This window comes from Vibrio marisflavi CECT 7928 (assembly GCF_921294215.1).
Classification (GTDB): domain Bacteria; phylum Pseudomonadota; class Gammaproteobacteria; order Enterobacterales; family Vibrionaceae; genus Vibrio; species Vibrio marisflavi.
In genome coordinates this window covers 1947171-1973029 of record NZ_CAKLDM010000002.1, presented here as the reverse complement: position 1 = coordinate 1973029, position 25859 = coordinate 1947171, and the positions used below count along the sequence as shown (strand labels likewise).

At 40.0% G+C, this 25859-nt stretch carries 23 protein-coding genes and 1 tRNA gene; 16 read left to right on the top strand and 8 right to left on the bottom strand.

The window, feature by feature from the left end:
* The first annotated feature begins 575 nt into the window (after window positions 1–575).
* The gene (locus L7A31_RS15830) at window positions 576–2135 is read left to right on the top strand and encodes a methyl-accepting chemotaxis protein (protein WP_237362728.1); all 1560 of its coding nucleotides are present in this window, start codon (window positions 576–578) and stop codon (window positions 2133–2135) included.
* Between the two features lie 69 nt (window positions 2136–2204).
* Here L7A31_RS15830 and L7A31_RS15825 read toward each other — a convergent pair whose 3' ends face one another.
* The 3 genes from L7A31_RS15825 to L7A31_RS15815 are packed head-to-tail and all read right to left on the bottom strand — an operon-like array spanning window position 2205 to window position 5306.
* Window positions 2205–3101 (bottom strand): glycine betaine ABC transporter substrate-binding protein, encoded by an 897-nt coding sequence (locus L7A31_RS15825; RefSeq protein WP_237362727.1) that lies wholly within the window; start codon window positions 3099–3101, stop codon window positions 2205–2207.
* Window positions 3102–3108: 7 nt separating this feature from the next.
* A complete protein-coding gene (locus tag L7A31_RS15820) occupies window positions 3109–3945 on the bottom strand; it encodes an ABC transporter permease (protein WP_237362726.1) in 837 nt (278 codons plus the stop codon).
* 2 nt (window positions 3946–3947) lie between these two features.
* On the bottom strand, window positions 3948–5306 hold the full coding sequence (locus L7A31_RS15815; protein WP_237362725.1) for a quaternary amine ABC transporter ATP-binding protein: 1359 nt from the start codon (window positions 5304–5306) through the stop codon (window positions 3948–3950).
* A 663-nt stretch (window positions 5307–5969) separates the two neighbouring features.
* Between L7A31_RS15815 and L7A31_RS15810 the strand changes: the two genes are divergently transcribed.
* The 5 genes from L7A31_RS15810 to L7A31_RS15790 all read left to right on the top strand — a co-directional run bounded on the left by L7A31_RS15810 (window position 5970) and on the right by L7A31_RS15790 (window position 10274).
* Window positions 5970–6980, top strand: coding sequence for a GGDEF domain-containing protein (locus L7A31_RS15810; RefSeq protein ID WP_237362724.1), 1011 nt, complete (start codon window positions 5970–5972; stop codon window positions 6978–6980).
* Window positions 6981–7361: 381 nt separating this feature from the next.
* A complete protein-coding gene (locus L7A31_RS15805) occupies window positions 7362–8927 on the top strand; it encodes an eCIS core domain-containing protein (RefSeq protein WP_237362723.1) in 1566 nt (521 codons plus the stop codon).
* Between the two features lie 384 nt (window positions 8928–9311).
* Window positions 9312–9536 (top strand): hypothetical protein, encoded by a 225-nt coding sequence (locus L7A31_RS15800; RefSeq protein WP_237362722.1) that lies wholly within the window; start codon window positions 9312–9314, stop codon window positions 9534–9536.
* A 73-nt stretch (window positions 9537–9609) separates the two neighbouring features.
* Window positions 9610–9912, top strand: a complete 303-nt coding sequence (locus tag L7A31_RS15795) for an immunity protein TriTu family protein (RefSeq protein ID WP_237362721.1) — start codon at window positions 9610–9612, stop codon at window positions 9910–9912.
* Between the two features lie 17 nt (window positions 9913–9929).
* Window positions 9930–10274 (top strand): hypothetical protein, encoded by a 345-nt coding sequence (locus L7A31_RS15790; protein ID WP_237362720.1) that lies wholly within the window; start codon window positions 9930–9932, stop codon window positions 10272–10274.
* Here L7A31_RS15790 and L7A31_RS22300 read toward each other — a convergent pair.
* Window positions 10259–10507 carry a DUF7683 domain-containing protein gene (locus L7A31_RS22300; protein WP_435532899.1) on the bottom strand — a complete coding sequence of 83 codons (249 nt, stop codon included), beginning with the start codon at window positions 10505–10507 and terminating at the stop codon, window positions 10259–10261. The two genes, L7A31_RS15790 and L7A31_RS22300, sit on opposite strands and share 16 nt — an antisense overlap.
* 18 nt (window positions 10508–10525) lie before the next feature.
* Window positions 10526–10834 carry a hypothetical protein gene (locus L7A31_RS15785; RefSeq protein WP_237362719.1) on the bottom strand — a complete coding sequence of 103 codons (309 nt, stop codon included), beginning with the start codon at window positions 10832–10834 and terminating at the stop codon, window positions 10526–10528.
* A gap of 390 nt (window positions 10835–11224) precedes the next feature.
* Here L7A31_RS15785 and L7A31_RS15780 point away from each other — a divergent pair, with 390 nt between their 5' ends.
* From L7A31_RS15780 to L7A31_RS15745, 8 genes are all read left to right on the top strand, one after another.
* The gene (locus tag L7A31_RS15780; RefSeq protein WP_237362718.1) at window positions 11225–12448 is read left to right on the top strand and encodes a site-specific integrase; all 1224 of its coding nucleotides are present in this window, start codon (window positions 11225–11227) and stop codon (window positions 12446–12448) included.
* Between the two features lie 265 nt (window positions 12449–12713).
* Window positions 12714–14381: a GmrSD restriction endonuclease domain-containing protein gene (locus L7A31_RS15775; RefSeq protein ID WP_237362717.1), complete on the top strand. Its 1668-nt coding sequence runs from the start codon at window positions 12714–12716 to the stop codon at window positions 14379–14381.
* 447 nt (window positions 14382–14828) lie between these two features.
* Window positions 14829–15731: a hypothetical protein gene (locus L7A31_RS15770; protein ID WP_237362716.1), complete on the top strand. Its 903-nt coding sequence runs from the start codon at window positions 14829–14831 to the stop codon at window positions 15729–15731.
* An 85-nt stretch (window positions 15732–15816) separates the two neighbouring features.
* Window positions 15817–16059, top strand: coding sequence for a helix-turn-helix transcriptional regulator (locus L7A31_RS15765; protein ID WP_237363581.1), 243 nt, complete (start codon window positions 15817–15819; stop codon window positions 16057–16059).
* Entirely contained in the window at window positions 16049–16312 is a 264-nt protein-coding gene (locus L7A31_RS15760; RefSeq protein WP_237362715.1) for a helix-turn-helix domain-containing protein, read from the top strand. Before L7A31_RS15765 ends, L7A31_RS15760 begins: the two co-directional genes overlap by 11 nt.
* On the top strand, window positions 16300–17862 hold the full coding sequence (locus tag L7A31_RS15755) for a replication endonuclease (RefSeq protein WP_237362714.1): 1563 nt from the start codon (window positions 16300–16302) through the stop codon (window positions 17860–17862). Before L7A31_RS15760 ends, L7A31_RS15755 begins: the two co-directional genes overlap by 13 nt.
* 385 nt (window positions 17863–18247) lie before the next feature.
* Window positions 18248–20755 carry an ATP-binding protein gene (locus tag L7A31_RS15750; RefSeq protein WP_237362713.1) on the top strand — a complete coding sequence of 836 codons (2508 nt, stop codon included), beginning with the start codon at window positions 18248–18250 and terminating at the stop codon, window positions 20753–20755.
* 12 nt (window positions 20756–20767) lie between these two features.
* Window positions 20768–22609 (top strand): hypothetical protein, encoded by a 1842-nt coding sequence (locus L7A31_RS15745; protein WP_237362712.1) that lies wholly within the window; start codon window positions 20768–20770, stop codon window positions 22607–22609.
* A 217-nt stretch (window positions 22610–22826) separates the two neighbouring features.
* Here L7A31_RS15745 and L7A31_RS15740 read toward each other — a convergent pair.
* Together L7A31_RS15740 and L7A31_RS15735 are read right to left on the bottom strand one after the other, a co-directional pair.
* Window positions 22827–22903 (bottom strand) — tRNA-Arg (locus tag L7A31_RS15740).
* Between the two features lie 53 nt (window positions 22904–22956).
* Window positions 22957–24090 carry a flagellar assembly protein FlgT gene (locus L7A31_RS15735; protein WP_237362711.1) on the bottom strand — a complete coding sequence of 378 codons (1134 nt, stop codon included), beginning with the start codon at window positions 24088–24090 and terminating at the stop codon, window positions 22957–22959.
* Between the two features lie 155 nt (window positions 24091–24245).
* On the opposite strand from L7A31_RS15735, the gene L7A31_RS15730 reads away from it, so the two are divergent.
* Both L7A31_RS15730 and flgP read left to right on the top strand, forming a co-directional pair.
* A complete protein-coding gene (locus L7A31_RS15730; RefSeq protein WP_237362710.1) occupies window positions 24246–24881 on the top strand; it encodes a FlgO family outer membrane protein in 636 nt (211 codons plus the stop codon).
* Window positions 24882–24892: 11 nt separating this feature from the next.
* Window positions 24893–25324, top strand: coding sequence for an LPP20 family lipoprotein (flgP, locus tag L7A31_RS15725; protein WP_237362709.1), 432 nt, complete (start codon window positions 24893–24895; stop codon window positions 25322–25324).
* A 109-nt stretch (window positions 25325–25433) separates the two neighbouring features.
* Here the strand turns inward: flgP and L7A31_RS15720 are convergent, their stop codons facing one another.
* Window positions 25434–25859, bottom strand: coding sequence for a flagella synthesis protein FlgN (locus tag L7A31_RS15720; RefSeq protein ID WP_237362708.1), 426 nt, complete (start codon window positions 25857–25859; stop codon window positions 25434–25436).

The window sequence follows — 25859 nt, the reverse complement described above, 5'->3', positions numbered from 1 at the left end:
GTGTAATATTTTTAACCGTACAACAATCGACAAAAATGAATTCTAAGGTTATCGATAAGTTAGTAGATTTGTTGGAAATGCTTTTAGTGAGAATTCATATTCCATCTCGTTTAGACTTTGATTTTATTTAACTTAAACTGGGAAAGAGCAATGAGAGATGGTCTTTTAGTAAAATGTTAATAAACTCAGTGTATTAACAGGGGTTCTATTTGTGATAACACGGATTCAGATATTTTCTTATACTCCGTTTACGATCGAATGAGAAAACTATATTCAGTTTGTTTCGATGTTGTCGCATGTTTGATACTTGCTCGAGCAGAGGCTGGTAACCTGTAAATACAACAATGTGCACGAGAAGTAGCAGCTTGTTCATCTTTCCCCCTAAAAACTTTATGTAGTTAATTTAAAATTAGTGCAAATACTCGCCAATCTCAGAACTAATACACTTCGTTAAACACTTTTCCCTTCTATTGAAAGGTTATGATTTTTTTACTAATAACTTAAGTTAGATGTGTTAGCTAGGTCTCAATATAACCACAATTAATATGCAGACTTTGTGACAGGGTAGGACTTGTATGCGCTTATCGATAAACAAACTTGTGATTGCTAGTTCATCAATACTGATGTTAGTTGCTGTTACAGCAATATCTTACAGTATTTGGTCTAGTAGTACTGATGCGATTCATCAACTGAGTAAAAAGTCATTTGAGCAAGCCACACAATCTGTGAGCGAACAGCTTGGCAGTGCGGTGAGGTTTAAAAAACAAAATAGTATTTCAGAGAGAGTGAATGCTGCTTCAAAAGCAAGTGAAGGTAATTTAACGCAGTTTGATATCTATTTACCGGATAAGTCCTTGCTGTTTTCTACAGATAAGGCGAGTAATAAGGCTCATTTGACCGAGTTTAAATGGTCGGATTCTCAGGTATTATTTGATGACCGCACTACATTTGTTTATGCGGTTCCTATTTATTCAGGAAAGAAGAAAACGCTTACCGGCTATGCTGTTTCCTACTGGCATTTTAAAGATTTACATATTTTGAGCTCTTCTCTAGGGAAGCAATCTTTTATACTTGGCATCGTTTGTATCGCGCTTTCGATTGCGGTGTTGCTGACCATTTTGCGTCAAGTTCTTCTAAAGCCGCTACAACATTTATCTACGCTGTGTGAGGAGTTAGGTTCGGGGGAGTGCGACCTAAAAAAACGCATCCGTTTAAAACGCAATGACGAATTAGGTATTTTAGCGGGGCATATCAATTTGTTTATCGACAAAATAGAACAAACGCTGAATCCTATCCATCAAGGTGCGATGGCGGTGACAGGTATTGCCGATAATTTAGAGAATCACATTGAGTCTTTAACATCTAAAGTAAGCTCGCAACGGAGTGATATAAAAGAGACGGTCGTCATTGGCGAGCAAACCAAGAATTCAGTAGAGTCGGTAAAGGAGAATGCCAACAAATCTTCGAGTACGCTGGGGCAGGCTGTGGAAAGTGCTAATAAAGGTCAGAAGCGTCTAGCGAAGGCTATGAGAGATATTCAGCTGCTGTCAGAGAAGAGCCAGTCAACTTCAGAATCAGCGACTGAGTTAAGTGGCCAAGTCCATAAAGTAAGTGAAATATTGGGGATTATTCGCAACATCGCTGAGCAAACTAATTTACTGGCATTGAATGCCGCAATTGAAGCCGCTAGGGCAGGAGAAAATGGCCGCGGGTTTGCGGTTGTTGCTGATGAAGTTCGTGGATTAGCTGAGAAAACGTCTACTTCAACTGATCAGGTTGAAAGCATATTGTCTGATCTGACTCGTGTATCAGATGAATTGATCAGCTTTACAGACGAAGGACTTAATGCAAGTCAACATTGTGTGGAGTCTATCGAAGAGTCAGTTAGTGATATTGAAACTGCCCTTGAAGATATCTCCAAGGCAGACGAAGTGAACCACGGTATAGTGGACTCGTCAGTTTCACAAAGTGATGCAATGGATTCTCTTTTACGTAACCTATCTTTAATTGATCAACAAATAGATAGCCTTGTAGAAGAAACCAATGATATCTCCACAAGTAGTAATGAGTTACATTCTAGGACGCATGATACTAGCCAGCACTTGGCTAGCTATAATTTGCAGCGCGTAGCTTGATGCCTATATGGTATGTCTGGCGATACTAAAAAGAAGCCCACAGTTTAACTGAGGGCTTTTTTGAATGTGTTATTTAGTTGCAGGGATCCAGCTATCAACTAATTGCTCATGATTTTTAACCCATTGACGAGCGACTTGATCGAGAGTTTCATTCTCTTTCTTATCTTTGATATCAAGCATAAGGCCAGAAAGCTGCTTATCAGTGAGGTGCATGTTGCTCAAGAAAGCTTTCAGTTCTGGTTTGTCTTTGCCTAACCCTTTGCGTCCAAGGATATTGATAACACCTTTGCTCCAGACCTGTTTCGATGGGTCTTGTTTAAGGAACTTAAGGTGCCAGCGGCTGAACATCCAGTGAGGAGTCCAACCTGTCACGACGATCCATTCTTTCTTAGCAATCGCCTTACCCAACGCAGCTGTCATAGCTGGGCCACTTGATGCGATAAGTTTCATGTTCGTAAGACCGTATTCTGGCATTACTTTATTTTCGACGGAGCTCATTAAGCCAGCACCTGCGTCAATACCAACAATCTTATTGTCGAACTTAGCAGCGTTGTCTTTAAGTTGTGCGATAGTATCGATTGTCACGTAGTCTGGCACAACTAGGCCTACTTGTGTGCCTTTGTAAATGCTTCCAAGGTTAACAAGCTTGTCGCCAAAACGGTCGATGTACGACTTTTGTAATACTGGCCAGCTTTCCATCATTGCATCATATTTACCTTGCGCGACAGATATATAAGCAGGTCCTACATCAGCAGCTGTTAAGGTGACGTCATACCCCATTTTGTCAGTTAGAACGACATTAGCTAAGTGTGTGTAAGCTACACCTTCAGCCCAGTTTACATATACCAAGTTAGCCGTTTTATTCTCAGTTGGCTTTTCTGTTTTATCACATGCCGTTAACCCTAATGCCGTAAACAGCATTAAGCCACTGACAAGACACGTTCTTAGTTTCTTTGTCATTTTCATTAGTATTTTATCCTTTGGAATTTTTACGTTTGCCACCTAAAGCTTGAGTGACTCGATCTAAATAAACAGCAAGTATTACGATAGCAACACCACCCTCGAAGCCTACATTGAGTCGTAGTTGGGTAATGCCTTTCAACACTTCATTTCCTAAGCCGCCAGCACCAATCATGCCCGCGATAACCACCATCGAAAGCGCTAACATAATGGTTTGGTTGACTCCAGCCATAATCGTAGGGATTGCTTGTGGAAGTTCGGCTTTAAATAAAATCTGTGAAGGAGATGAGCCAAAAGCTATCGCTGCTTCTTTGATTTCTTTCGGCACTTGGCGAATGCCCAAGTTAGTTAATCGCACCACTGGTGGCAGTGAGAATATGAGGGTAGCTAAAACACCTGGCACAGGGCCTAAACTAAATAGCATTACTGCTGGAATGAGGTAAACAAATGCTGGCAGAGTTTGCATAAAGTCCATAAGAGGGCGCATTACACGTTCAACGGTGTCGCTTTTAGCAGACCATATCCCAAGAGGTAACCCTAGCGCCAAAGAGAAAATAACCGCAGCAATAATCAACGACAGAGTTTCCATCGTTTGAGTCCAGAGGCCTAGATTCACAATTAGCAGCATGCCTAATACAGTAAACACGGCCATTTTCTTACCAGAGGTAAACCAAGCTATTATGGTTAATATAGCAACCATTACGAAAGCATTTGGTAGCTCTAAGATAAACGTTAATCCGTCAACCAATGCCAAGATGACAGTGCTTATTGCATCAAAAAAGCCCCCCATGTGAGTGGTCATCCAGTTAATCATGGCCGCAAAGCCGTCACCAATATTAATTCTCATCATAATTAAGCCTTGTGAGTTTCATTCTTTGCCAGCGCTTTTCGGTATTGAGCAAGAGTCGTAAGGCCATCGTTGCTTTCATTCTCTACTACTTCGGCTAATACAGATGCTTTGTCGATTTGGCCCATGAAAGCCCCTTCTTCATCCGTTACGGCTAACGGGTATTCTGACTCAAGAACAGCCCCTAGAAGCTCCGAAATAGGGGTATCTTTAGAAACAATCATGAAATCCATTTTTAACTTAGATTCAACTGACGAAATGCTCGAATTCTCTAGCGCTAAACAATCTTCTAGTGTTAGTAAGCCCTGAATGTGTCGGTTACTGTCGACGGCTATTAGGTGAGTTGTTTTGTGAGTTTCCATGATTCGTACCGCTACTTTACTGCCACTCTGGGGAAGCGTAATGCTCGGTGCTTTCGTCAATATTGAGCCTGCTGTGATGACTTTTGAGCGATCAACTTGTTTTACAAAACTCGCAACGTAATCGTCTGCTGGGTGAGTGAGGATTTCTTCAGGTGTTCCGATTTGAATGACTTGGCCATTTTTCATGATTGCGATTCGATCACCAAGTTTGAGTGCTTCATCCAGATCGTGAGTGATGAATACGATGGTCTTGTGCATCTTGGCTTGCAATTCGAGCAACTCATCTTGCATTTCAGTACGTATTAATGGGTCAAGAGCACTGAATGCTTCATCCATGAGTAGAATCTCAGGATCGTTTGCTAATGCTCGAGCTAGACCAACTCTCTGCTGCATACCACCACTAAGCTCACTTGGGAAGCTTGCTTCATAATCTTTTAGGCCAACAAGATCGAGAGATTTTTTGGCTTTTTCTTTTCTGGTTTCTTTGTCGACACCAGAGACTTCTAAACCGTATTCCACATTGCTCAACACGTTGCGGTGCGGAAACAGCCCAAAGTTTTGGAAAACCATTGACACTTTTGAACGACGAACTTGATTGAGTTGTTTGTTGTTCATCGTCAAAATATTTTGACCATCAACTAGTACTTCGCCTCGGCTAGGATCTATTAATCGGTTTAGGCATCGAATTAAGGTCGATTTACCGCTACCAGAAAGCCCCATTACAACGAAAATTTCGCGTTTGTTGATTTTAAAGTTGGCGTTTTCAATGCCAAGAACTGCCCCAGTTTCCTGCAAAATGTCTTGCTTAGACTTTCCCTGCTCACTCAGTGCAAGGGCACGTTTCACATGATTTCCGAATACTTTGTATAGTCCTCGAATTTCTATTGCTGGGATGGCATCGCTATCGTGGTTTGCGTTACTTGCCTGTCCATTGGATGTGTTATCAACCTTTTTAAGGTATGGCTCTTCTGAAGACTCGGCTTCAGTTTGTTGGGAATTCATATATAACTCTTACTATGAAAATTTAGTGTAATTGAGAATAGAGGTTAGTACAGATATTTGGTCTTTGTGACACGAGCTGTATTAAAAGTATGTGGGTAATTTGAGCTAGCGGATGTCTAGTTGATGAGTGCTTAAGGATTGGAATAGGTGGAAATTGTTTTTTTCTTGCGGCAACATATCAAACCAGTGGTTAAAAGTTCGCCAAAGATCATACAGGCAACGAATGAGAAGTACAACTTATAGTCTGAACAAACTAATGAATACTGACTTTGCAATCAATTACATCAAAAAATGATAAATATCGCATAGATATTTCATTGTCATGTTGTACTCAAATTGAGAGGCCCACTCCATCGGGACGATCCTAAAACCTGCTCCTTCGAGGTGAACGATCATCAATTCCCATGAAGCATGATGGTAGTTTCTTCAGTTTTAGATAGTACTTTATTGATTGTATTAAGCCTTATCAATAGGCATGCCCATAGCTGTAGTACTATGCAGTGCGGTCTATGTATTGGCATAAAATACCTAACTAGTAATTCGAGTAAGTACTCTTAAAAAAATAGAAATGTGAGTGGAGGCAAGTACAAGATAAGAAGTTAAATGATAGGTTGATAATAGGCTTATCAATAGGGCTATGGAAATAAATAAGGAGGCTTGTATATGAGCCATTTTTTTGAAAAAAGTAATGCTCCCTTTCAACTTAAAAATCAATTACTAGAATTCATTTGCCCTATTTTAGCTTTCATAAGCGCAGCATTGTTTTTTGTGAATGTATATCTTAAAGATTATCCTCTCGCGTTTGCAGAGATACTAATATCAATTACAGGGTTAATTGTTTACCTTCGGGTTAGAAAGCAGGAAGTGGTTGGATACGAAATTCTAGCTTTGGCTACTTTGTATAGCTTAGTCGTTCTATATGCTGTTTTCTCTTCTCATCAAGGATCTTGGATTGCCTTGTGGATATTTACCTTACCGCCTCTTTACCATGTTCTATTCAATCGGTTTGTAGCTTCAGTAATCACAGGCTCACTTTTGACCTTGGTGTTCATATTCTTTAGTTTTCATTTTATAGATAACTTTTCATACCTGAAATTATTAAACTTTTCAATGCCATATATTCTAGTTTGGGCGATATCATTTAAATATGAATCTCTAAGAATCAAAGTTCAAGAAAAGACCTTTGCACTGGCTGAAACAGATCCTCTTACTTCTATTGGAAATAGGTTGGCGCTAAAGAATGTCTGGAAGTCTTTGCCTATACAACATGGCGTGTATTTGCTTTATTTTGATATAGATGACTTTAAAAACATCAATGACATGTTCGGGCATGATGTAGGTGATGATGTTATTAAGTACTCCATTAGTCAAAAACATTTCAGCCACAGTGAAGGGAGAGTTTTTCGACTCGGTGGAGAGGAGTTTTGTTGGATATTTTTGGCAAAAGATCGACATGAAGCAACTCAGGCTTCTAACAAAGTCAGAACATCAATAATGAATAAAGTCTTTCTGGAAGCAAGTGGAGATTTTTCAATTACTGTTAGCGGTGGGCTTGTTAGGGTTGATAAAGACGAGTGGTCACTAGATCAAACTCTTTCAAAAGCCGATGCTCTTTTATACGAAGCTAAGAGTGAAGGAAAGAATAGAATTAATGTAGGCTTTTCACTTTTATGACTAGAGAAATTACTATGCAAATAATCTTGATCTGTCGGAAATGGACTATAAACAATCTCCGCATGCTACAGTAGCTTTCCGCTCTCAAGGTGACTTTGAAATATGCTTATGCGGCTCCAGAGTGCTAATGAGCTTTGGTTTTTATTCCTATATACGAGTACATAAATATCCTGGTATGCAATAATTTATCCTCAAAGCTTTTAAACCCGAGCTCTGGATGGACTGAACTTGTTATATTATTAGTTTGATTTATTTATATGACTAACAACTTTAATAAAGTGCTCACTTATCAGTATTATGTAGTATATGGCTTTTATTCCTTAACTGTATTCTATTTATAACTAGCATGAGTAAGAGGTTAGCGTATTGTTGGTGTTATTAATGAACAATCAAATTCAACAAATGATTAATAATATCAAGATAAATAGTGAAAACATTGCTAGCCAACTTGAGTATGGTAATGTTAATACGGGCGAGCCTCTCGATTCTGAGACCTTAAGTAGATTAGAAAAAATGTTCGCAACAGACCTTTCTTTTATTCGCATTAGGATAAGCGAGCTACCATATGAGCTAAATGCTAAGGCGTTTACACACGGTACGGATATCTATATTTTACCTGATGAATATGAGTCCGATAAGCTTTCAGGTAGCAAGTTAATACTTCACGAAGTTGCTCATGTGATACAGCAGTTGAGAGGTGACCTTCTGGATGTCCCAGAAAAAGAGCTTCAATTAGTTGTAAATAGTGAACTAGAGGATGAGTCTGATGAGTTTTATGAAGTAGTATTGAATAATGTAGCCCAAGTTAAAGGTAGTGTGAAATTTCATAAAGATAATGTTAACTGGTCTGTTGTTCTCCCTCAGCTCTTTTTTAGGACCCGTAATCTTTCAAACAATGAATGGGATTTACACCCATTTGAGGGCAGCCCAGCAACGGTACTAACTCGTATTATAAAGGAATTAGACTCAAGTTTTAGTCATGCAGAGCTACGGGATTATATCAAGGCAAATAGAACGAAAATATTGTCAGTACTATCAAGTTGGATGAAATCTTCGACTAGTAGGGTTACAAGGTATGTACGCGGACAAAATGCAGAATCAAGAGTTTATGATAATAACATTGATCTAGCTAAAGCATTAGCTGGTGAGGTTCGATCAGATTTTAATATGGCTCGAGAAAAAATACTAGCGATACAAGTAAAAAACTCGTTATATATTAGGAACCAATTAGATAGCTTGTTAGTTAAGCTAGGTGACGTGTTAGACTACTTGCACAAAGCTGACTTAGATCAACTGCCGAAACTAAAAGGTATAGTGGATACTATTTACTCCAGAACTAAAACTTACAAAGGTACATATTATCATTACTACAGAAGAAAGGGGATTAAATCTGTAATAACTAACCCAAATTCAACTACGTCTATATTTTATAAAGTAGCGGCTATTCACGATATAGAGAAAGTATTCAGGAAGATGAATCCAGAAAGTAGCCGAGTTCCATATAGTAAGAACAAATGTACAATTTTAGAGAAAAACAATCAAGGTAAGTATACTAGAAGAAAGCTTACCATGCAGGGGACTAATGATTTTAGATGGGGAGTCAACAACAGTGGTTTGAGAAAATATCTAACTTTAAAAGAAACGTCGCCTTTTATTGAGTCAGCTAGGTTGGCAGATATGCCCGCACATATGGGGCCATCATATACCTCTGGTAGAATGTTTCAAATGTGTGAGCATTTTGGGGCTACTGTTGAGGAGATTTCTGCTGTAGCTTGGGCTTTATTTGCCTTCTGGAATTTAGAATATTCTCATAAGGAGACTCGCGTTCACAGGTTCCATTTTGTTATGGATATGGCTCAAAACTATGGTGTAACGTATCGTCCTTTTGTTTACCCTACTCAGTGCCCAGATCAGAGGCACAATGGATACAATTTTAGGCCTAGGTAGTTCTAATTTATATCCTAGGCTTTGTGAAAATTAGCTACGTGGGAAGCAATATTATCTAGATAATATGTTTTAGTTTGAAGAAGGGGCATGGTTGTCATTTTTTAGAATATTCAATTTATGGATAACGAAAGAGTTGAATGCATTGTTTCCCATTGTACTCATCAATATTAGGGCATAATACGTTTTCGTAATGGACAAAATGTATGGTACGCCCCTTTAACCGCTATAAACCAATAACCCAAGAGAGCTATCTTATAGTGTTAACCAGCTTCCACCAGCAAGGATAGGTTTAGATTGCTGTAAGCCAAATGCTTTTCTTACCGGAATGTGTTAGTTACTTAGTGCAGTGTTTGCGATCAAGTACCTGAAACAATGGAAAGTGTTATGAAGAAGTTTATCAAAGAGAAAATGGGTATCGACCTCGACCAGCCTTCGACTAAAAAGGGTTTGGCGCTTATCAGTGCTGGCGTGGCTTTGGCTGTTGGACATCCTGACTTGTTGACAGCGAATGTGACTGCAAAGGGCATTGAATATGGCGGTATCATCGGTACTACTCTCCCAATCCTAATTGGAGTTTGGGAGATGGTTAGAGATGAGTTTAGAGATTAAACCAAATTTTCACTTTCATTTAGTTGGCATATAGCTATGCTACATTCATTTACCGTCCCAAACCGTACAATCAATGAACGAATATCTAGAGTATTTAGGGAAATGGAAAAGCTCTAAAAGTGCAATATTATCTATAGAAGGCTATGAAGCTAGTGTTACTGGTACTTTAGGCCACGAGAAAAAGGCTAGATTTATTGATTTGGATACTGACAAAGTTATTTCTCGAGCTACTTTATGGGAAAGCGGTGAGCTTGAGTTGGAAGCTTTAGATATAGATACGGAAAAGAGGGTGATTCAAAAATCAACAGTAGTTCAAAGTGTCTCAGAATTGGATGACGAATTGAATTGGTGGATGAGTGAAGTTACTACTTGCTAATAACTAGAGGTTTGAGTTTGTTATATGAATTTCCTGAAGAATTAGATTTCTTTGAAAGAGGTTTTGGCTATTCTGAAGAATATGACCGTGATGAAGGTATCTTCTCGTTTGTTTTGCCATATGAAAATGGTGACAAATTGATTTTTTCTCATTCCCCAAGTGGGAAAAATTGGGTTGAAGTTAAATTGGTACAAGACGATATAGTACTATTCAATATCCAGAAAGAAGGTATTTCAAATATTGCGTTTCAAGCTTGGGGAAATGAAAAGGTCATTCGTGTCTATTGTGTGGGGGAGGCAGCAGGTATTGATTTCCTTATTTGCTACAAACCGATACCACGCCTTGTTTATTTAGAGAGATGAGTATTAGCTGAGTACTCTAAAAAATAATCATACTTCTCAAACTCGAAATGAATATCAGTTATGCTTTTGAAAAAATCAACATGTACCGGCTTAACTTGAAAGCAGTCATACATAGGATTGTCCTTATCGATACAAAGATTGTCTTGGAGTCGAGACAAAGTCAATTGAGGAAGTAAAACTTCCCCTATAAGCTCATCACTAGCTCTATCGTAAAAACATATATATCTAGGCATCAGGTGACTCTCTAGTTGTCAAGCTTCAGGTGTTTTCTCAATGATCCAATTGTCCTCTGAACTATCACGATATGCATGAAAGCCTTCGTTGATGTGAGCAATTTCCAGAACAGAGGGGTCAAGCTCGGCAACCTTTCCAAGACCAACCAAAATAGCATCTTCCATGTTTAGTTCGGTATTGCTTAAGAATTGCCAGCCACCGTCATCTACATCATGGTACACAATCTGTATTGGGTGCTCTCCATCCATTATTGGTCGTGTAGTGAAAACTGAACAGTTCTTAGGTTGCTCAAATGGCCAGTCGTTGTCAGAGGGTGATTGGATCATAATGAATAATACTTCTCTTTTAAGCTCTTAAGGCAGAATGCAATCCTAGCAAATTTCGATTGGTGACTGAAGGTAAGGCCTGCTACATAGAATTGAAAGTTGTGGTCAAAATGTGGACATTAACTAAAAAGGTCTTAGCTAAAAACTAGCTAAGACCTTGATAAATATGGCGCTCCCGATAGGATTCGAACCTATGACCTGCCCCTTAGGAGCATGAAAAAGCGTTATTTAGCCATAAACACCCATGCACAAAAATGTGCTATTATGTTATTTAATTCAATAAGATATGTTCATTTTGTTTGTTCATTCCGGTTCGCCGATTTTCGTGTTTTAACATTCAATCTGCTACATATTTGCTACACAGAAATTGGCAGTCTCGGGTGGGTATGAATGGCGATTAAACAGAAAATCACAATAAACTCTATTAAGAATTTTAGAGTGGAAGACGGGCGCATGAACGATACCGAAGTATCCGGTTTTCATGCTCGGATTTCAAAAAACGGCCTCATTAAATACTATCTCTATTATCGCCTCAAAGGTATCCAGTGCAACTACCTACTTGGTTCGGCTAAATCACTCACACCTGTTCAAGCCAGAGATCTAGCAAAAGAAGCTGCTGGATTGGTGGCGAGTGGCAAAGATGTACAGTTGTTAAAGAAAGAATCGAAGCGCCATACAATGAGGGAGAACCTCAAACTACGTACGTTCTTAGAAAAGGATTACTTACCATACTTAAATGGTTTGAACCCAAAAACTGCCTATAAAGCATATAGAAACATAATCAGTAGCTTCGCTTTTTTACTCGATAAAAATATTGCGGATATTAACGCTTGGGAAATTCAAAAGTGGGTAGCGGAAAGGCGTAAGTTAGGCAGAGCGACATCAACAATCAATTATTCTCTTGGTCGTTTAAAAGCTGCGCTAAACCGAGCTGTTGAATGGGATGTTATCGACTCCCATAACTTAGATAAAATCAAAGTTACGAGAGAGGATAATACTCGCACTCGCTACCTTTCTAACCAAGAAGAAGCAGCTCTTTTTCAGGCTATTAAAGACCGAGACCAACGCATTCGAGACAACCGAATCTCTGGTAACAAACACCGTTCAGCACGAAGACAGTATCCTAGTTTTGATGGCTTGCGCTTTGTTGACTACATTGAACCGCTAATTCTAACCGCAATGCATACCGGAGTCCGTAAAGGCGAGTTGCTATCTCTAACATGGAATGATGTGTGGTTCGAACAACGCTACCTGACGGTTAGAGCAGAAAATGCAAAATCAAAGAAAAGACGAACCATTCCACTCAATGACACAATACTTGATGTTTTAACCACATGGCGCAGCCAAAACCCTGAAGCTGAGCACGTGTTTATTTCTCAAAACATACCTTTAACCGATGTCAAAAAACCTTGGTTACGATTAATGAAGGAGTCGGGCATTGAAAACTTCCGCTTTCACGATTTGAGGCATCACTTTGCAAGCAAGCTTGTTATGGCAGGCGTGGACTTAAATACTGTTCGCGAGCTGCTGGGGCACTCTGACCTGAAAATGACGCTAAGGTATGCGCATTTAGCCCCAGAGCATAAGGCCGCTGCGGTTAGTATGATTGGGTAGAATTAACCTTTCTAAGGCCTTGCCTAGTAATTTTAATTTAACTTTTTGATAATTAAAGCGTTGTTGTGTTGATGAGTGTCTATATCGATAATGCAGAAGAGTCGGAAAAGACAGAATTTGCCATACCATATTATATATGCGGGATAGCTCTCAAATAGTCACATTAGCTAGAATTAACCTTGTCGCGATACTGTGCATTGTTCGACTGATTGCGGTGGTAAAAAATGCTAGTGTGATCTTCTGCAAAGTTGTGATGAGAGAAACTATGAAAAATCAAAAAGAAACAATAAGAAAGATAGTTACACACCTTAACAATGAAGAAGCCAACGGCGGTTTTTGGTTGCCTAATATTCAGCGCCCATTTGTGTGGAAAGAGGAGCAAATAGAAAGGCTTTTTGACTCTCTGATGCGCAAATATCCAATTAGTACCTTACTAGCATGGAGAACGAAATCAGCAATAAAACATAGAAAGTTTATAGACAACTATCGCTCAAGCACTCGTTTGACTAATTATTATGTGCCGGAAAATAGTAAAGCCAAGTTACTTGTACTTGATGGTCAGCAGCGATTACAAAGCCTGTTTATCGGTTTACGTGGTAGTTATGAAGGAAAAGAGCTTTATCTTGATATCTTAAGCGGTGATTTAGTAGCGCCAGAAGATATTCGATTCAAGTTTAAGTTTCTTAATTCAGAGAGCGCTAAGTTTCCTTTTGTGAAGTTCAAGGATCTTGTTTTTTTTGGAGATAGGCAAAGTAAACTTTGTCGTAAGATAGTAAGCGAATCGGGTTGGGAGCTAACAGAAGAGCAGCGTGACCGTATTGAAGATAACTTGAGCCAAATGTTTCATGTGTTCCGTGAAGAGGAAGTATTGGTTTATCAAGAGTTGGATAGTATTGATAGTCCTGAGTCCTATACAGAAAATGATGTGGTAGAAATTTTTATTCGGGCAAATGATGGTGGAACCAAACTAGGGAAATCTGACTTGTTGTTTTCACTTCTTACATCTTCTTGGGAAGATGCTGAAGAAAAAATGGAGGAGCTGTTAGATGACTTGAATCGTGAAGGGTATGATTTTACAAGAGACTTCATCCTCAAAACATGTTTGACCCTTTTGGGTAAGGGCGCTCGTTACGATGTTGCTAAGTTTAGGGATGGCTCCACCAAAGACTCTATTATAAACAATTGGGAAAAACTTTCAGATGCGATAAAAGATGTAAAGGATTTCTTGTACGGAAAGACTTTTATCCGTACTGATAGAGCATTGCCCTCCTACTTAACATTGATTCCTATTATTTATTTTAGGTATAAGTACCCTACCAAATGGAGCGCAGTTACTGACTTAAATCGCTATGTGCTACGTACACTCTTGACTGGTTCATTCAGTGGAACACCTGACAACCTCATTGATAAATGCACTAAGCACATTGATGATAAAGGAGAGTTTGATGTAACGGAACTTTTTGGTGTTATTAGGGCTGATGGGCGTAATTTAGATGTGACAGTTGATACTATTTTGAGCCGAAAGTACGGGTCTAAAGATATTCATCTAATATTTAATATGTGGTATGAGCAGTTCGATTATACGCCATCGTTCCACAATAACTTGCCCCAAGTTGACCATATATTTCCTCAGTCGATATTGAAGACTATCAAGGATCCTAACCCAGATACTGGCGCTATGAATATAATGCGTTATAAAGCTCCATTGAGGGACCAAATTGGCAATTGTATGCTGCTCACTGCTGTAGAAAATGGTGCTAAAACTGACATCCTGCCTGAGGATTGGTTTGAAGGTAAAAATGAAGCCTATTTAGATATGCATCTTATTCCTAGAGATAAGGAGCTGTGGAAGCTTGAAAATTACGAACTATTTATTGAATCACGTAAGGAGCTGATTTTGAAAAAGTTCGAATATATGCTGATTAAAGATTAGTGGAGGAAGTGTTTCTAAATCGCTTTATGAGCTGGTTTGGCAATTTCTAAAGTTCTTATATTGCACTAGACAATTTTAAGAAGTGAAGCATTCAGAAAAGTAGCGTTGAAAGTCAACAAAATTGTCATGAGTTACCGAATGAAACCTGCAAATTAACCGAAAACCTAACCGCTTTGGTCTAGCTCGGTAACCATAGGTAACCAGTATAATGAGGGGAAAGTTTACCGTAGGCTAAATACTCATGTTACCGAACCAAATAACTTTCTAACGGTATCGATTCCGGTTAGACATTCGGTTAAATCCGGTTATCTAACGGTTTCTTACGGTTATAATTTCCTTCTTATCAGTAGCGTATAAAGTCTCTCCAACCAGTCATCTCAAGGTTGGAAACCGACGAATGATCGCGTTAAATGGGGTGATAACAATAACTCACCTATGGAGAGGATTATGGTCGTAAAACGTCGGTTTATACGCATTGAAGAGATAGAACAAAAGACGCCGTTAACTAAGGGAGACGTGCTTGAGTTGGTTGAAAATGGCGAGCTGTCGTTCAGTGCGCGTGTAAACTTGAAACGGTTAGGTGCACAGCACCCGAAAGAGAACTACGCGGTTTGTGGCGTGTTTGATTATGATGGCATCGTCGGTTTATATGGTAAAGAATCTGTCCAATTTGCACTCAAGTTGCAATCTCATGAAGTCTCGTCAGTTATTGTTAAGCAACCGGAAAAGGTGAAGCGTTGGGGTAGTGTTGGAACCAAATTCGGGGAAATTAGAAGCAGTTTGGTTGAATATAGGAGCAACTTCTATAAATGCCCAGCTGTAAACTTTCTCGCTTATGTTCGGTTAGTTCATGAACAGAAGCTGCTTCACGCAGTGCAAAATTTGGGTTTTAACATGGCTAATAATTTGGTTAGAGGATATGGCCAACAGATGGATGCAAGTTTAAAAGCAGATGATACACCGTGCCTACAAACCAAACCTATCACCATAAGCCCAGACAATCTTCGACTGGATTTAGAAGAAATTGAAGCACTAATGGGTTCCGCTGTGTCTCAGCTGGAAGCAACAATCAAGAAACCACAAACACTGACTCATCCGTTCGCTCAAATTATCCATCGCGTCTTGCAAGAATATCCTGATATCGAGGCAGGAGATATTTGGGAGCTTATAAAAAATGATGTCATTCAGGATGGTCGCCGAAAATACGATATCGAAGCTGTTATTGATGAGATGACCAATGATGTCGTTAACTGGTTTGGTCGTGGCGATACGATGAATAGCATGAAATACAGCTCATTTCGCTCAAATACTCTACCTAGAGTCAGGGAGTTTATCGACCTGCAAAAATAATCGTCATTGAAACCGTCATCGTGAGCGTCATATGACGGTTGGGTCAGTTAAGTTTGAATCTCCAACAACACAAGGAGATATCAAAATGGTACAAGCCCATGTTGAAAAACGAGCTTACACAGAGCAAGAAACTTCCCTTTATATCGGTATGAGCCGTTCATTCCTGCGTCAAAGCAGAATGGAAGGCCAACGTCGAAACCGCGCTATTGCGCCTCCTTTTATCAAAATCGGTCGGGCAGTGCGTTACCTAAAAGAAGATTTAGACCAATGGTTGGATGACCAACAAAAACGTGATCACCTTTCTCAAGGAGGCGCGTATGAAGGTTAATTTGACTGAGCAACAAATCAAGCTGCTTGAATGGATGAAAGAGGGCAACGCGTTTAACCGATGCTCTGACTATGGCCCTAGTAATGGCGTTATACGAGAGCGCCGTAAGATGCCTATTCGCCTTCATACGAGAGCGGTTCACCGATTACTGCAGCAAGGACTCATTCGCTACGAACCATACTTTGCCTTTGGTATCCGGTGGGACAAGTTCGAGATTACAGATAAGGGGAGGATAGCGATATGTCAGAAGTAATAGACCTCTCTAATGTTGATTGGGATGATAAGGCCTTTGTTCAGCAAAGGCTTGTTTGCTTTCCGATTCCTATTCAGCGCCAACTACTCAAACAGTATTTTGCTCGCCCAACTAAATTTGACCGCAATACTTTCCTCCGCGTTACGGTTAAAGACATCACTGATAAGCTCGATATTCCACTCAAAGAGCTGAGGCTTAATCTAACCGAAGATGACTTGCGAGAAGAAGCCAAGCGTTATGCCAGTGCAGTATTGGCGTTAAGACGCCAATATCTTAATGACGAATTAGTTCTAGAGAGTATTCGGCCTATGGTAGGCCAAAAGGGTATCGAACCACTTGAAGGTTATAGCCTACAAGGTGAAATCAGTCGTTACAGCGATAAGAACTGGTGGTTAAGAAGGCTTAGAAGAGTACTTCGTAAGAACCTAGAGGTAGTGTTTCACCATCTCAACTATGTGAACAAAAAGCGCAGCCTTTACTGCTCGAACAATACTCTCAAAGCCCGTATCGCTCAAAAGCAGTATCAGCAAGAGTTTCTAGCCAACACTATTGCTACCAATGAAAATGGAGAAAGCTTTTCACTGCTAGAGCTTTCGCAAAAAGGTGTTGCTGATCCAAAGATACGCAAGGGCGAGTTGATGATGCGAGCGAGAGGCTTTGAAGAGTTGGCGAAAAGTCATGGTCACCAATCCGCTTTTCTTACTATCACTTGTCCATCTAAATATCACAGAGCCTACGCGACAACTGGTGATGAGAACCCAAACTGGCAAGGGTTTACTCCATTAGATGGTCAACACTACCTTAACGAAATTTGGGTACTGATTCGCTCTAAACTTAGCAGGCTCAATATTCCTTTTTACGGTTTTCGAGTATCTGAACCACAACACGATGGCACCCCTCACTGGCATTTATTGCTGTTTGTGGAAGCGCACCTTTACCAAGATATGGTCGAGGTGATGCGAGAGTATGCAATGCGTGAGGACAGTGAAGAGAAAGGGGCAGGTGAGCACCGTTTCAAAGAAGTTAAAATCGACCCGAATAAAGGCAGTGCAACAGGCTACATCGCCAAGTACGTGTCTAAGAACATTGATGGTAGTGACCTAGATTCAGGTGTATACGGTGAAGACCCAAAAGATGCTGCTTGCAGAGTGGATGCATGGGCGGCTTGCTGGGGTATTCGCCAGTTTCAACAATTAGGTGGCTGCTCGGTCACTGTGTGGCGTGAGTTACGTAGACTCAAAAATGCTATGCAGTTACCTGAAAAGCTGAAAGATATCTTCAAAGCAGCAGATAAAGGCGATTGGAAAAACTTCATTGAGAAAATGGGTGGCGTGTTTTGTGGCCGAAAAGAGCAAGCCATCCATCCTTACTATGAGCTGTCAGTAGACCAAAGCACAGGTGAGGTGAAAACAACGCTCTACTGTGAAACTGAGCTAACGAAAGTGCTCAAAGGTGTTACTGCAATGGGTAAAGCGATTGTGACTCGTTTTATGCAGTGGCGCTTTGAATCAAAGCTCGCGCCATCTTTTAACTTGGAGTTCTGTGAATAAGTGTATTTCATATAGATCGAAAGCTTGGGGAAGGAGCATGCTTGGACTAATAATTTTTAAACTTGATGGGGTAGGCTAAAATGGTTTTCCTGAGAACTGTATTGAATTATGCCTATTTAACTATTAAAGATAATCTCAGTAGCTTGTCATACGTCTCTGCTTGAACCGAAACTATATAACATTGCTGCTTTAAGCAAGTACGTTGCCGCGTGTCTGAATGTCAAAAGCACCGCTCATATCAATTAACTCTTAGAGTGTATGATATGCGTCAAAGAACAAACTAAAACAATCGCATAACCATATAATGATTAGGCGTTAAGTAATTATAGAAGTGTATAATATTCAAAATTATTTCAGGCAGAAAATCGATTGGTTAGGTAGACAAATGCAGGATAAAAAGGCTCTTAATAGGTTAGTCGTTATAAAATCCACACAACTAAATGAAAATCAAGGTTTTGTGACACCAATATTGAGTATTTCAGACACTGAGGAGTTTGCTCCAGTAATTAGACATGACTACCCTCAAGATGTTTTAGTCTCAAAGGGATATCCATATATAGATACTAACTATGAGACAAATGAGCTTTTCATCTTAAAGACTCACAACCTTGATGAGGAAAAAACACAGCAAAGCGGCTCTCCTCGCTATTGGGCGCGCGACGAATCTGCATTTTCCGATTTACCTCCCAGTACTTTATTGCCAATTGTTTCTGTTCCCTTACCCAGCAAAGAGAATGGAATTCTTCCTGTGGGTATTACGCCGCCAGCTCGCCCGTTTTTTATTCTCGATGATGGTCACTTATTTGGTCCTTTGACTAGTAGCCAAACTGAAGATGACAGATATATTGTTGAGCCGTATGTTCATCCAAGCTTATCTTTTGGTAAAGGTTACATTGGTCGGTTTGCTTTGAGTGGGGTTACCGATTGTTTAGTCGAAACTAAAGTCGAGGATGAGTCGATGCTATTTGTCTCCTCATTCAAGCAACTTTCTTCACACCGCAACGACAAAAGCAGTATTGATTATGTTTCGGATGATCAATTAATTAAAGTTGTCAACCAGTTGGGCTTCGGTAAGCAGACTAAAGGACTAGGAAAAAAAGAGGCAGAGCGGCTACAGCAAATTATTACAAGTAGTGAAAAAGCTAATAAATTCGGAAAGTACGACGAACGCCTTGAGCGCCTCAAAGGTTTACTAGATCGATATCTGACTGAAGCGGATATTGGCTTTGAACTTGTTAAGAATTATCTAGATAGTAATTCCGGCCAAGTATTCTTAAATAATTATGTAAAAGCCAACAAATCAACTCTACTGAGCGATTTTATTGATAAGGTAAAAGCAGATGCGAAAGCTGAAGAAAAGAAAATTCAGCAAAAGTTGCAAGAACAGCAAGCTCAGGTTGCTGCAAAGGAGCACGAGGTTGCTCAAATCACAAATAGCGTTGCGAAAAAGAGGCAGGAAGCACAAGATGAAATCGCTAGAATTGCAGCAGAAACTGAAGATGAAGTAAGGCAAACACTGAAGCTAAAACAGCAAGAGCTGAGTGAAAATATTGTTGCTCTCGAAAAAGAGCAAACGTCTTTAGAGAAAAAAGTTAATGATAAAGTAGCTCATTTAGCACTTGTGAATGAGATTGAGGAGTTAAAAAATACGTGTAACTACTACGAGCAACACTCCAAAAGGCTTGAGTCGACGGTTAAAGGTTTTGAGGCGACTCTAAAGAGTAATGATACAGAAGAGCTGGCAAAGAAAATTGGAGAGATGGAAGCAATTAATCGCGTCCTAAACGGTAAATCGGCTTCAGTCTCTAAACCTGCACAACAGTATAGTCCGGTTATCTTTAGTCAATCTGAGCCAGAAACTGCTGAAAAGGTAGTAGATGCCATAGGGGCTCATTTTGCTCAAGACAATGGGAGAATGTTCAATAAAGAAGAAATGACGAACCTAATCGTTTCAGTGAATCAATCTTTTCTTACTATACTATCTGGCCCTCCAGGAACAGGTAAAACTTCCACAGCAACACGCTTAGCAAAAGCGTTGCATTTAGGAAGTAGTAAAGGAGACCAAAACTTCTTGTATGTTCCTGTTGGCCGTGGCTGGGTTTCAAGTAGAGATACGCTCGGCTTTTACAACTCTCTCAAAGATGTATATCAGGAGTCAAGAACGGGACTATACAGCTTTCTTTCTAGGAAAGAATCTAAAGAAAATGATGCTTTAAAGCTAATCCTCCTAGACGAAGCTAACTTGTCCAGTATGGAGCATTATTGGTCTGATTTTCTAGCTTTATGTGACTTAGAAAACCTAAACCGTCCAATTGATACTGGTATTCCACATGAGAGTCATAGATTCCTAAAAGTTGGAGATAATACAAGGTTTATTGCTACGATAAATAATGATGCAACGACAGAAAAATTATCTCCTCGATTAATCGATCGAGTGCCCGTCATTACTTTGGATGTCCCCTCAGACAAGATTGTGGAAACAACTAGCCTAGAGCTTGATGGTTCAATAAGTTCATCTAAACTGAGGGAGCTTTTTGTGCCAGAGTATGCAGAATTGTCAAAAGCTGATGAATCAATTTTAGCTAAGATTATTGATACATTGAGTATTCGTGACTCTGTACTCGGAAAATCAATTCCGATTAGTAGGCGAAAAGTTAACGCAATTACAAATTATTGTGATGTCGCAGGACAAATGATTGGCTCAGAGGCTGCGATGGACTTTGCTATTCAGCAACATATTCTACCTCACATTGAAGGCTATGGGGCTGCATTCAGAAAACGCTTAGAGAAATTGCTGAGTATAGTAAATAAAACTTACCCTCGCTCGGCAGCTCACATTGAAAGAATACTGGCTAGTGGCAATGAATTTACAGGCTCATACTCATACTTCTAGGAGCAGTCTAATATGTATTTAGAGCTCCACATAAAATCAGGCAGTAGATATGGCGAGGTTATTCGTCTATGTGAGGTAAGTTCGCAAGTGGAGCTAGCTTCATGGGTGAAAGAGAATGAAGTAATAGAACTATTTTTAAGGGCTCCCTCTGATTTCGAAAGCGCAAGTCTAAATCTCTACGATCATCGAATTCCTGCAACTTACGTCGAATATAGTGAAGATAGTGTAACATTTGTCTGGAAACCACAGCGCCTCAAGAATCGTTCACTAGAATGCCTATTTATTAACTATTTTGGCCTAGCAGAGTTGTCTGTTGAACTTGAAGATTGTAACGGAAATAGAATAACCAAGAATTTTGCTCCACTAGAGGTTTTTGCGTCTAAACTAAACGCGCAGAATGTTGAAGACATGCTTTCCTACTTGGCAACCTTGGGCGACGACCAACTTCACTCGTTGTTCCAAACAACAAAACATGGGGCTGGGTTTAAAGAAGGGTCTACATCTCCGAATGGAAGCTTAGAAAGGTTAGAGCAAACTATTGACAAACTATCGTTTCTTTTCGAGCACTTGTTTGCGAAGCCGATTACTAAGTTGCTACCAGAGCACAAAGTTCTCCAAGCGTCTGGAGAGGAAGATTTAGATGATGGAGCATTAGGGTGGTTACTAGATAACTTATCAGTTGTCGAAGAGGTTGACGATATAGATCGTGCGCATTTTGAGCTTGATAGTAGAATGTATAAAGCACATTCGGTGCAAGTGCCTGTGCTAAAAGAAAATTCAAACCTCTATGAAAACCAAGTTGTACATGGTTTTGTTGTAACTCTTTTAAATGAAGCAGACAAACAGCTATCAAATTACAATAAAACTAACTCTTTAGAACCGACTTTTCATGATCAGATGCCGGATGGCTATTCTTCGTTCTTTACTCAAGTTAGTCGTTTCAAGAAACAGCTTCTCGGTAACCAAATAGAACGTTGTCTTAGAGTAATCGATAGACTGAAGTTTTTAAAACATAGTATAGATAGGTCAATTCCGGTCACAAGTTATGTACTTGAAAGACCTATATTGACGCAGAAAGCTGAAGCTCAACAGAGTTATAGAGGTGTCTTCATAGAGTATATAAATTGGTTTGAAAGAAGCTGCCCAGATTGGTCGGTGTATCAAAACCTTTTAGCTATAAAGAGTATACCTACGTTGTTCGAATCTTACTCTTATTATCGAGTAGGTGAATCTCTTAATAACATTCTCAACCCTCTAAGGAATTCGCAGTCTATTAGTACTTTTATGCACGATATTGATGGGAATGAAGTAATCTTGGTAAGAGAGCCTACATACTGGATGCCTAAACATTCTCGCTCCAATGAGAGCTCATATATTAACTCTGAAGGTAAAGTACTAAAACAAGGAAAAGTTGTAGGCAGATCGAGTTACGGTAAATATTCACATAGGTGTCCTGATGTAGTTGTTGAGGTTCGGAAGGAAAGTGAGTCGTCTCAGCTAATAGTCCTTGATGCTAAGTATACTTACCCCAACCTAGCGTTTTCGAGATATTTGCCTGAATGCACAATGAAATATGTACATGGAATACACAATAGGGCAAACAATAATAGCTTGGTATGTTCTATGACCATTTTACATCCTATTGGTGATGCAGACGAATCCCTAAAAAGCTTCCATTCTTTGGAATACAGTATTGAAGGCGACTTACCTGTGTCTCCATCACTACAAGCATTAGGGCTTCAGTTGGACGTATCACAAGACACTGATTGCTTAACTGAGACTTTAAAGCTACTACTTCGACAAGCAGGTGCCTCTATTCCTGAAAATATACAGACTCCTTTGTTTACCGGATGATTCTAACTAATTCTTAGCTCTCCTTCTATTCCTCGAATATTGGGAGAGCAAAAACTGCTTTTTTTAGAACTAAATATGACTAAACGCGGATAAGATTCTTGTGCACTGAGTAACACTATCGTTTTTTATTCGACAAAAAATCTGCTACATATTTGCTACACAGAAATCTAAAAAGAGAAAAAGCTAAGTGGTTACTAACCGCTTAGCCCTTTAAATATGGCGCTCCCGATAGGATTCGAACCTATGACCTGCCCCTTAGGAGGGGGCTGCGCTATCCAGCTGTGCCACGGGAGCATAGGTCATATGATACTTAATTCTTTTAAGATGTTAACCTTCATTTAGTGCTTTTATAACTGTTTGTTCATTACATCGCCAATTTGTACGCTTGTTGCCATATCTTGTTGATCAACGGTTACTTCTGCGCCTTTGTCATACACTCTTGATACCGTTAAAGTGATGTCAGTTTGCGATACTTTTGTTCTCGGTAGGCCATTTTGATCGATAAAGGAGCTGGTATGCCACAAATGCAGTTTGTCACCTGTTTGTACGCCGTGAATTCGTCCTAAGTCGATAGTAATTTTATCGCCAAACTTAGCAACCACTTCTGGTAGTGTGATTTTGCAGGCTAATTCGGCTTCCAAATCTAACATGATATTACGGCTCACGCGTATGAGCATTTCGCCATATGTTGAAGCCCAGAATCGCGCACTTTTTGTATCAACTTGACTGGTTTTTGCAAAAGGCCACATTGCAACTTCACGGTACTTTCTGCTAAACACTTCGTGACCAGTTTTACCGTCATAAACTTGAATATCGACGGCAAACTGACGGTTTATGACATCATCTCGAATAAGTTTTTTGTCTACCGTTGCGGTTAAGTCCGTTATCTCACCACTAATTAAGTATTGAGCTCCGGTATCTTGAGAAATCATCTGTATGCGAGTTGGATCGTTTTTGGCAATAGCAAAGTCTGTAGTACCGACAGATACAAAGCTAACAGATTGGTCGTTAATTTGGCTGTTAACGATCTTGGTGAAGTCATCCCCTACGGAATAAATCTGACCCATTACTGCTTGTTGGGGGGAAGCGACATCTATGTTGCTGAGTAATGCAGTCTTTTTGTATTGTTCCACGTGGCAACCTGTTGCCGATGGGTAGATATCTATCCGGATGGAGGCATACATCATATTGTTAGTAGAGATATAGCGGTCAACAAGGATATAGCGGATCTCACTATTGGCAAACTGGTACTCTTTTTTATCAGCATGTAGGAGTGGCCTTATATTGCTGATGCTGCCAATGTCTGCGCCAGAAAAACTAACGGCTCGGTAAATCGCATCTTCTAGGGCATGAAGTTTTGCCATCTCGTTAGACGAAACGACAGTAGACGTGCCGGTTACCTCATACCAATTTGCTTGCACAAATGTAGTGTGTACAAGTGAGTAACAAATTGAAATTAAGATAAATAGAAACTTTTTCATCGCATTATATCCAGTTGGGTATAGTTTTTGCTTCAGTTATTTCAGTAGCTCTAGACACAGCTTTTATAAACGTAACAGTAAATGTGAAAGCAATTAATGTTCCAGCTAGAGAAAAGCTTGAACATAGTGTCTAAGAAAATCTGGAGATGAAGAGAATGAAAAGATGGCTAATGTACATACCAGTGGTCTTTTTGACTGCTTGTGCTTATTCCCCGATATACAATGGTAAGGAGCCGTATAGCGGGTCGCAATTTATGTTGATGGAAAGCCCTCGCCACACTTTAGACTTTTTCGTCGAAAGTATGACGGAAGATCTGATGGTGTCTAACACCAGTGTGTCAGCGCGAACACCCATTGCGGTGACATCGTTCGTTGACCTGCAAAATCTGGATGCTACAAACTGGCTCGGTAATTCCATGTCTGATGGGTTTATCCACCAGTTCCAGCGCAGAGGGTTTAAGGTTGTGGACTTTAAGACTACTGGCTCAATCCAAGTGACCAATCAAGGTGATTTTGCGTTTAGTCGAGATTGGAAAGACTTGGCTCAAGAGCAAGAAATCCAATATGTGCTTACGGGAACCATGTTGCGTCAAGAAGGTGGCGTTTTGATAAATGCTCGTGTGGTTGGTATGCAATCTCGTATTGTAGTAGCAACGGCGCAAGGGTTCTTGCCAGCGGATAGAATTGGTCGAGATTTGGATACCCTAAATAGCATGCGAACAGAAGATGGTGTCATCATTCGTTCCGATCCATCCATTAAAGAGCCTTACACGGTTATCTTGCGTCCATAGGAGGGATTGTTATGAGAAATTGGATTTTAGCAGTCGTGATTTTCACATTAGTTGGCTGCCAGCCATTGACAGCTATTCGCAAGGATAACTGGCTCACCGCAGTTGGATACGCCAGCATTAGTGAGCAAAAAGGGCGTAATGTTGAAGAGCGTCAAGTTAGAGCAATGAGAGCTTCTAAGATTGATGCTTATCGCGAGCTTGCTGAGCAAGTCTACGGTATGCGAGTGAGCGGGCGGGCGGATTTAAAAGATCAGCGTTTAGGTTCTGAACTTACATCCGGCGCAGTAGATGGTGTTATTCGTGGTGCTGAAGTGGTTCGGGCCTACAAAGTAGGTGATAGCTACGTAACAGAATTAAGGCTCGATATTCTGAAAATGAACAAGCTACGCGACTTTGGCGAAGTAACCCAAGTGCCAGAAAATCGCCAGCAAACGATCTTCTAGTGGATATATTCGTCTTCATCTCTCCTTCTGCCCAAATTTAATTGGGCAGAAATGAAAAACGGCAACTATATGGGTTGCCGTTTTTCTGTATATTCTACTGTATATAAAACTAAGCTTTAATATTGGTACCTAAAGTCGAAATGGCTTGAGTTTGACCGCCCGAATCATAGGTCATACCAATTTTACCTTGGCTTTGCTGCATTAAGTTATTGAGTTTGTTAAAGCTAAGTTGAGCCCGTTTTAATGCTTCGCCATTGACTAAGTTAGCTAGTTGACATTCGTGTACAATAGATCGGATTTGATCAATCTTATTAGAAACTTCTGTGTTGTCTTTTTGCTCTGAAATATCTGGGTGGGTGCCGATGCGTTGATCGGTTTTATGTAGCTGAGAAATAAGCTCTAGTTTTTCTTGAGCGAGGTTTTCTATGTCTTTGGCAACTCTGGTCGCAATGGCTACTTTTTCCTTCTCTAACAAGAGTGACAGGTCCGTTGCATTTTTAAGTTGAAAATCCAATAAACTATCCAGTGCTGCCAT